Here is a 7,389-nt window from a genome sequence, read left to right as displayed (position 1 = left end):
CCGCAAGATCATCGTCGGTGCCATCGTGACCACAGAAGCTTTGAAGGACCCGAAGATCGCCAAGTGGATGGCGGCCACCCTGCGCAAGAACGCCACCCGCGACGTCGATCAGAAAGAGATCGCCGGTCTCTTAGCTGAACTGGACGCGAAGGCGGGCACTGCATGAGCGCCGCCGCCAAATCCCCCGCCGAGCTGATTGCCGATCTGACCGACCAGGTGCGGCTCCTGCGCCAGGACGTAGGCAACCTCACCGCCACCGCGACCACCAAGGCCGAGGCGGCACGGCTCAGGGCTTCGGTGCAGAAGATCACCATCGACGCCCTGGAGCAGAACCGGCAGATCGGCAGCACCGCGGCCGAGATGTCCCGCCGCATGCACCGCGACAGCCTCACAGCCGCCCAGGAGGCCGCAGGACAGGCCGTAAGGGGCCTGGAGGACAAGATCAGTGCTGCCGCCAACCACATGCGCCTGGAGGCCGTCAAAGGCCGCCAGCAGGCCCTCTACAGCTTCGGAGGGGGTCTGGCCGTCTTTGGGGGGATTGCAGCTCTGGGAGCCGTTCTGGGCATCGTGGCGCTGCTCCTGATCCAGGGGCGCGGCGATGCCAATTCTTTTGGACGAAACCCGGGGCTGTTCTGCGGCTCCGCGGGAGGGGAGCGCGGAACCCTTGCCAGCAGCGGAGAGGGATACTGCGTCTTCTGGATCGATCGCTGATCGCGCCTAGGCCTGCTTGCGGGGCCGTCCGTCCTTGGCCCCATTCTGTCGTACTGCTGCCGCCTGCGGCGCCAAGCTGTGTGGCCATCCAAACGCTTCGTGCCGAATACACCCTGCATGAGGCGGAGCAAGTAGACATCGGCATCCAAGGAAGGCCAGTGCAGGGCCAGCCCCGAGGGCGAAATCTCAACCTCGCTGAGCGCCCCAGGATCGGCCCCTGCCAGCGCCTGCATCAGATGTACGGGCACCATGATGATTACGCCGGAGCTGAGGCCCACAACCAGTTGTTTTAAAATGACATCGTATTCAACGCTGACCACATACCCATTCTAACCTAGCTCCTCTCTGCGCTGGACCGCAGCTTAAAACTCCTGTTCTGAAGTTTCCAAAGTACGTGTTAGACTGCCTTTGGGTGCTACCCTAGTCCCTTACTTAAGCACGCTGGCAAGCCACCAAATAATATTTCTCTATTCTCCCAAGGTATCCTTCTTGTCAATTAGGTGAATTATGAGCGGAGACAATCAATCTTTAAGAGATTACGAGAGGGATAGGAAAGTCAATTCCTATCTGCGCATAGAAAAGAAAGCAAGGTTTGCTAGCGTTATAGAAATAGCAGTCTTTTTTACTCCAATCTCCCTGTCAACTCCAATCATATACAATTATTTTTATGTAAGATATCGTTATTTATCCGGAGAAACCGAGAATTTAATTGAATTTCCGATTAGCATTCTCGTCTTACTTTCGGCAGCATTTATGCAAATAGTATACTACACCCTTACAAGCAGAACTATTATTGTTGATATTATATTTAGCATAATAATGCGCAGGAAGTTCCCTCTCTCTGACGGATCCGGCATGGGATCAAGTCGGGATTTTGATCCGTCTGTCAATTTCAGACGATACGTGGAAAGAAGTAAGGAAACCTTAAAATCTGCGCAACGTCGCCCTAATACTCTAATGTTGATAGGCGCTGCTGTGGCGTTATCAGGATTAGCATTTTTTATGGCAACTTTACCGATTAATAACTACATTGACGGTTCTAGGTTAATCGAACTACATAGCAAGGGCTTAATTTCTGATGCTGAATTAAATATTCAAAGAGATTATCTTGGGGAATTAATTAGTCTAATTCCAAGGCTACTGATGGTTATATTTATTCAGCTGCTAGCTGGCTTCTTCCTTCGCCAGTACCGGACATCCATGGAAGAGCTACGATATTATGAGTCAGTATTGCGTTCCAGAGAAAATCAAATGCTGATTTATTGCATGGTGAAGGATTTAGATATTGACCAAAAAAAGGTTGTTATTGATTCTCTTAATGGAAAAGACGGTAAAGATATGATGAAGCTGCAGCAAGGAGAGTCCACTATAACTGTTGAAACATACAGATTAGAAGAAAATGAATTTAAAGGTCCGATAGACAAACTAATCGATGCCTTCGCAAATATAAAGAAATAGAGTTATATTATTTAACGTATGTTGCCTTGATAGAGTATAGTACCGAAGATTTGCGTGTTCTCTGTCACAGCATAACGTCGTCCATCTCCAAAATTCCACAACCCCTGGCTGATCCCTGCCCCCTCCTGCGTTCCGGCGCATAACACCTCATATCCGCCACAGCGCAGCCAGAGGTTGAAGCACCGCGCCCGCGCCTGGCGCCGTCTCACCAGCAAATCCCTCCGCTGCCACCAGCACTGCGGTTGAGATGGAGACCCTCCCCCTGACCCCCACCCGCCGCGCGCGCAACGCCCGCGGAGTCGTCCGTTCGGCTCACAAGGGGCCTCACGTCCGACGGCAATCAAAAACTCCACAATCCGTCCATCCGGCGGGGGGTCGCCAGCTCCCTGGCGGGCGCTTCCCCCCGGCGCGCAAGCGCGCCCGGACTGTGGATTTTTTGCCTGCCTTAAGATCATTAGAAGGGGAAAAAATAAGGCTTTGTTTTTTATATACTATTTAAGGGGGGTTAGGACACGCTGTGTCCTAGGGTTAGGACACAGCGTGTCCTAGGGTCGGCTTTTTTCTTGCGGTGCTTGTCCAGTAAATTACACTGTTGATGTAATTTACTGGACAATGAACGACAGATTTCCGTCTTCGTTTGTCCTACCCTTAGGACAGAGAGTGACCTATGCCGAATGACGATCAGCCAAACTCACTGCCTGTGAAAAAGCAACGTGGAACATGGGTCCAGACCGAACGTGCCGCTCATGAAGCATGGGCAATGTTTTTAGGTCTGCCCGGATCTCTGAATGCTTCTCGAGTGCTTCACTTGCTGATTGCTCGTGTCGAGGACCACAATGCGGTGGTCATGTCGCAAAAGACCATGGCAGGCCTGTTGAGCATCGACATGCGGACAGTGCGTCGCGCAGTGGCCATGCTCAAAGAGCACCGCTGGATCGAAACCCGGCAGATCGGGGACCGAGGCACAGTCAATGCCTACATCATCAATGATCGCGTTGCATGGAGCGGCCCACGTGAAGGCATCCGATACAGCTTGTTCACGGCAAATGTTGTAATTTCGGATGCCGAACAGCCTGATAGCAACGTCTTGGACCATCAGCAGCCTCTGCGGAAGCTTCCAAGCCTTTACCCTGGTGAGCAACAGCTTCCATCAGGCGAAGGCTTACCGCCGGAATCGCAGCCTTCGTTTGAGGGAATGGAATTCGACCTGCCGGCGACGGTCAAAAGGAATACGCCCTGATGCTCCAACACTGCAATACAGTACGAAACAGGTGCACGACTGTTTCACGAAACGTGATGAAACATCGTGATACGCCATGAAATACACAGCAGGCCAAGCTGCAAAGGCAGTAGGAGTTTCAAAGGCAACAATCACTAGGGCTCTGCAAAACGGAAAGATCTCGGGGTCGAAGGACGATAACGGGGCTTGGAGTATAGATCCTGCTGAGTTGCACCGCGTATTCCCTCCCGTTGCACATGCAACACCTGAAACACAAATTTTGAAACAGTCCGCAACGCCTGAGAAAGTGAATGAAACGGCGGTGTTGGAGCGTGAAAATCAGATGCTGCATGAAGCGCTGATCGAGGCCCGGCAGGAGCGGGACAGATGGCATCAAATCGCAGAGCGTCTTTCCATCGCGCCTCCGGCACCTGCACCAATTCCGCAGATGCCCGCAGGAGGTTTTTGGTCTCGGCTGTTCAAGAAAGAACGCGGCACCTAAAACTGGAGGTCTTGCCAAGCAGTGTCGCTCTGTTGGGCAGCGCCTTCGCCTCCTTTCTCAGGCGACACAGCGACCTATCGCTGCTGCGCGATCATTTGAGTACTCTGGGTAGAGCCCCCGATTTATAGATAGGAGAGAGCATCATGACCGAATTACGCGAGCGGTTCTTTGAGAAGGTCCGGCTGCACTGGCATGACGCGATCACGTTCGTCGGAGCCGGGGACATGAAGAGGGCGGAGTGGCATGGAGCCGCCGCCATCGGGAATGCTCTCAATTCCTTCCTCGGGCAAAACGTGAACCACGCCTACTACCCTACAGGCGGGGGTCAGGACTGGAAGTATCGCGCGCAGACCGATGTAGATGGCTGTATTGCTCTCGCCGTCGAAGACGGATGGTCGACCTATTCAAACCCGAGCGCATGATCCTCGAACACTTTCCCAATGCAGTGCAGGAAAGCTTTTTGCTCATTGAGCTGGCGGACTTGGCTGCAGATCCCGCGACCTCTTCTTATCGAGGACACCAAGAATATGGGGAACTGTCGGGTAGAGAGACTTTTGATCGGTCCGCATGGGATGCAGGCTATCTCGATCATGATGTCGATGGACAGCAAATTCCTCTGCCGCCCGATGCACGCCTCGTCTCGAGATGGTTGAATGGCAAGATCCTTGTCGTTGCCAAGGGTAGCATATGGAATGGCGAATCTGGGACATACGACGGGCGGCATAACAACCTTTCGGCAACCCAGATACGGGAGGGTATCGAAGCAGTGCAGGCGCGCCGTCGGTAGGTTAAAAGGTCGCGCGTAGTATGCTTAAAAATACCTTTGAGCGTAGCGGAGAGGCCGGATTCGTATAAATTATGTGGAAAAAATAATGCCTGATGAAAGTTCAGAAGAAATAAACGAAGCAATTTTCAAACTTGACAAAAGTGCCGTCGGGAAAGTTCAGGAAATTTGGCTCGAAACCTCAAAGCAAAAAAATCAGACGCTTGAGCGTCAGCGCCAGCTTGAGGAAGAAAGATCAAAAATGATGGCATATTTTGATCGCAGAGAGAAAGATCTCTCCGATCAAGCTGAAAAAATGAAAGAGGAGTATTATAGAAGGGAAAAAGAATTAGATCGCCACCTAAACGAAAAGTTGCACTCTTTAGAAATTGAAAACAAAACCAAGTCTCGTAACTTAGAAGCCGCTGCTGAAGCTGTTCGTCAGCGCGCTCATGAAGTTGAGGCACAGGAAATTTCACTAAAAAAGCAACTCGAAAATTTTTCAAAAGACAAAGAACGCTACGATGAGGACAACAACAAAAAACTTCAGTCTACATCTGAAGTATACGTTGGAAAAATAATTGCGGAATTAAAAACTAGAGAAGATAATCTCTCTACACTTTCTTTCTGGTGGTCCGTTTCTGGGGGGGTATCCCTTCTTTTGGCCATGATAATCGCAGCTCTCTCCCTCTACCAAACATCTTCAGGCTTGGAGAATGGAATATCTCTGCCCGCACTCACATTCCTGACACTTAAGGGCGCAGCTTTTATTATTATTTCCGGGTTAGCAGCTAGGTACTCATTTATACTCTCGAGGAGATATTTAAATGAGTCCCTTCGAGTTTCGGAAACAAGCCACAATCTTTCATTTGGCCGACTTTACGTTCAAAGTTACGGAGCAACTGCAGGATGGGATCAAGTTAAAGAAGCATTTTCAAAATGGGGTCATTCGCAAGAAATAGTAGTTCAAGGCAAGCCAGATGAAGAAAGCGAAGATAAATATTCTACTGTAAGCTTAGAAGTGCCAAAAGTCATAGACCTTTTGAAGGCAATAAAAGATTTAAAAGGATAGCTTTATTTCAGCCCTTACATTACCTGCTATGGCTGGCAGATACGCTTGGTCTTAGGGTTGGCAAAACTTGAGGATCAAGCCAGCACAGGTGGTTTCTCTTCTCTTCGGCGCGACGTCTAATCCATTTGAAATGGATGCCTTTTCCATGCAGGGGGAACGAATAGCTTGGACGCAGGTCAAATTGTCTAATGAGTGCTCATTGGACCCGTTGCGCGTCAAAACCCTGACCGACATCGCCAGCCATAGGGCCTACCAGCCGTGATCGTGGCCATCGTCGCGCTCATGGGCGCGGCGCTCCTGCTCCTGCACCCGTTCCCGCGCCTCTCGTTCGGCAGCCTCGCGCTGCGCCTCCTGCCGGCGCTCGACCTCCAGATCCCGCGCCAGCCCCTCTGCGGCGGCTGACGCACCGGGCGCTGCGGCGGCGAAGAACTCTCCCCAGGCATCGGCAGGCGCGACCCGTTCCACCGCCTCACGCACCTGTTCCGCAGCCCGTTCCGCGATACGGTCCAGCCAGGCGCGGCCCTTCTCGGCCAGCTCCTGCGCCACGCGTGCCACCTCGACCGCCTGCTCCTTGATCTCGCGCCAGACCTGGACAGCCGCGACCTCTATGCCGCGTTCCTTGAGCTGCCACGCCCCCGCGGAAAGCTGCGGCAGCGGCTGACGGTCCAGCGAGACGGCCCGGACCGTCTCGCGCAGGGCCTCGGCCTCGTCGCCGCGCTTCCGGGCCTCCTGGGCGCGTGCCTCAGCCTCGACGCGCTGTGCCTCCAGTGTCCGGTGATCGACGCGCTCATGAGTGCCACAGCGCTCCAGAGCGTGGTTGGTGTCCCGGGCCCAGGCTTCCCGCCAGCCCTCCAGCAGCTCCTTGGCGTTCCAGTCCCGGTTCTTGGTGGTGAACCCCTCGGGACCGATCTCCCGGGTGGTCAGCAGGATATGGGCATGGTGGTTGCGCTCGTCGCCCTCACGCCCTGGGGCGTGCAGGGCGATATCGGCCACCATGCCCCGGTCCACGAATTCGCGCTGGCAGAAGTCGCGGACGAGCTGCAGCCGCTGCGCAGCGTCCAGCTCGCAAGGCAGGGCCACGCGGATCTCACGGGCGACCTGGCTGTTCTTGCGCGTCTCGGCCAGCTCCACCGCGTTCCACAGCGCCGCCCGGTCCTGCACCCAGGTCGGCGCATCGACCGGGGCGAGGGTCTCGACGTGATCGACCCCGCCGCGTGCGCGGTAGTCGAAGGCGAGGCCGGTGCGCTGATCCACGATCAGCTCCGCGCTGCGATACGCGGCCGCCGCCGTGGCGCTGCGCCCGGCAGAGCGGGAGATCATCGTGGCCCTGAGATGATAGATCGCCATATGCGCGCCGCACTTCGCTAAGGGTTCAAGGGAAACGCGAGTGTTCCCTTGCCCACACAAACGCACAGCGTTTGTATAAGTGGGCACTTCGTGTCTTGCACCCTACGCTCAGCACCTCCAGACTTGCAACCATTGAGCGACCACAGGATTTCAAAATGCCCAGGACCATTGACCAGCAGATCGCCGAGGCACAGGCCAAGCTGAACCGCCTCAAGACCCGACAGAAGGCCAGCGACACCCGCCGCAAGATCATCGTCGGTGCCATCGTGACCACAGAAGCTTTGAAGGACCCGAAGATCGCCAAGTGGATGGCGGCC

General features: G+C 54.1%; 8 protein-coding genes and 1 pseudogene. 7 read left to right on the top strand and 2 right to left on the bottom strand.

What is annotated here, in order from left to right; translation table 11 throughout:
* Nucleotides 1–162: 162 nt before the first annotated feature.
* On the top strand, nt 163–711 hold the full coding sequence (locus tag TY51_RS23370) for a hypothetical protein (protein ID WP_042248856.1): 549 nt from the start codon (nt 163–165) through the stop codon (nt 709–711).
* Between the two features lie 119 nt (nt 712–830).
* Here TY51_RS23370 and TY51_RS24510 read toward each other — a convergent pair.
* Nucleotides 831–1,031: pseudogene (locus TY51_RS24510) on the bottom strand (DUF2442 domain-containing protein); the annotation flags it as partial.
* Nucleotides 1,032–1,218: 187 nt separating this feature from the next.
* Between TY51_RS24510 and TY51_RS21865 the strand changes: the two are divergent.
* The 6 genes from TY51_RS21865 (at nt 1,219) to TY51_RS21850 (ending at nt 5,725) form a co-directional block, all read left to right on the top strand.
* Nucleotides 1,219–2,169, top strand: coding sequence for a hypothetical protein (locus TY51_RS21865; RefSeq protein ID WP_156117969.1), 951 nt, complete (start codon nt 1,219–1,221; stop codon nt 2,167–2,169).
* A gap of 667 nt (nt 2,170–2,836) precedes the next feature.
* Nucleotides 2,837–3,409: a replication protein gene (locus TY51_RS09525; protein ID WP_042248854.1), complete on the top strand. Its 573-nt coding sequence runs from the start codon at nt 2,837–2,839 to the stop codon at nt 3,407–3,409.
* A 76-nt stretch (nt 3,410–3,485) separates the two neighbouring features.
* Complete coding sequence (locus tag TY51_RS21860) at nt 3,486–3,890, top strand: hypothetical protein (RefSeq protein ID WP_156117968.1); 405 nt, start codon at nt 3,486–3,488, stop codon at nt 3,888–3,890.
* Between the two features lie 143 nt (nt 3,891–4,033).
* Nucleotides 4,034–4,312 (top strand): hypothetical protein, encoded by a 279-nt coding sequence (locus tag TY51_RS09520; protein WP_042248851.1) that lies wholly within the window; start codon nt 4,034–4,036, stop codon nt 4,310–4,312.
* Nucleotides 4,282–4,677: a hypothetical protein gene (locus TY51_RS21855; RefSeq protein WP_197054711.1), complete on the top strand. Its 396-nt coding sequence runs from the start codon at nt 4,282–4,284 to the stop codon at nt 4,675–4,677. Before TY51_RS09520 ends, TY51_RS21855 begins: the two co-directional genes overlap by 31 nt.
* Before the next feature lie 85 nt (nt 4,678–4,762).
* Nucleotides 4,763–5,725: a hypothetical protein gene (locus TY51_RS21850; RefSeq protein WP_156117966.1), complete on the top strand. Its 963-nt coding sequence runs from the start codon at nt 4,763–4,765 to the stop codon at nt 5,723–5,725.
* A gap of 249 nt (nt 5,726–5,974) precedes the next feature.
* On the opposite strand, the gene mobQ is transcribed toward TY51_RS21850, so the two are convergent.
* Nucleotides 5,975–7,072, bottom strand: coding sequence for a MobQ family relaxase (mobQ, locus tag TY51_RS22630; protein WP_042248847.1), 1,098 nt, complete (start codon nt 7,070–7,072; stop codon nt 5,975–5,977).
* Nucleotides 7,073–7,389 lie beyond the last annotated feature (317 nt).

It is taken from the genome of Paracoccus sp. PAMC 22219 (assembly GCF_000787695.1).
Taxonomy (GTDB): Bacteria; Pseudomonadota; Alphaproteobacteria; order Rhodobacterales; family Rhodobacteraceae; genus Paracoccus.
This window is presented reverse-complemented; position numbering and strand designations above follow the sequence as displayed.

Excerpts from the sequence above, each read along its gene's own strand:
- TY51_RS09520 (WP_042248851.1), top strand. The coding sequence starts at position 4,034 with ATGACCGAATTACGCGAGCGGTTCTTTGAGAAGGTCCGGCTGCACTGG.
- TY51_RS21865 (WP_156117969.1), top strand. The coding sequence starts at position 1,219 with ATGAGCGGAGACAATCAATCTTTAAGAGATTACGAGAGGGATAGGAAA.
- TY51_RS21855 (WP_197054711.1), top strand. The coding sequence starts at position 4,282 with ATGGTCGACCTATTCAAACCCGAGCGCATGATCCTCGAACACTTTCCC.
- TY51_RS21850 (WP_156117966.1), top strand. The coding sequence starts at position 4,763 with ATGCCTGATGAAAGTTCAGAAGAAATAAACGAAGCAATTTTCAAACTT.
- TY51_RS21860 (WP_156117968.1), top strand. The coding sequence starts at position 3,486 with ATGAAATACACAGCAGGCCAAGCTGCAAAGGCAGTAGGAGTTTCAAAG.
- mobQ (WP_042248847.1), bottom strand. The coding sequence starts at position 7,072 with ATGGCGATCTATCATCTCAGGGCCACGATGATCTCCCGCTCTGCCGGG.
- TY51_RS09525 (WP_042248854.1), top strand. The coding sequence starts at position 2,837 with ATGCCGAATGACGATCAGCCAAACTCACTGCCTGTGAAAAAGCAACGT.
- TY51_RS23370 (WP_042248856.1), top strand. The coding sequence starts at position 163 with ATGAGCGCCGCCGCCAAATCCCCCGCCGAGCTGATTGCCGATCTGACC.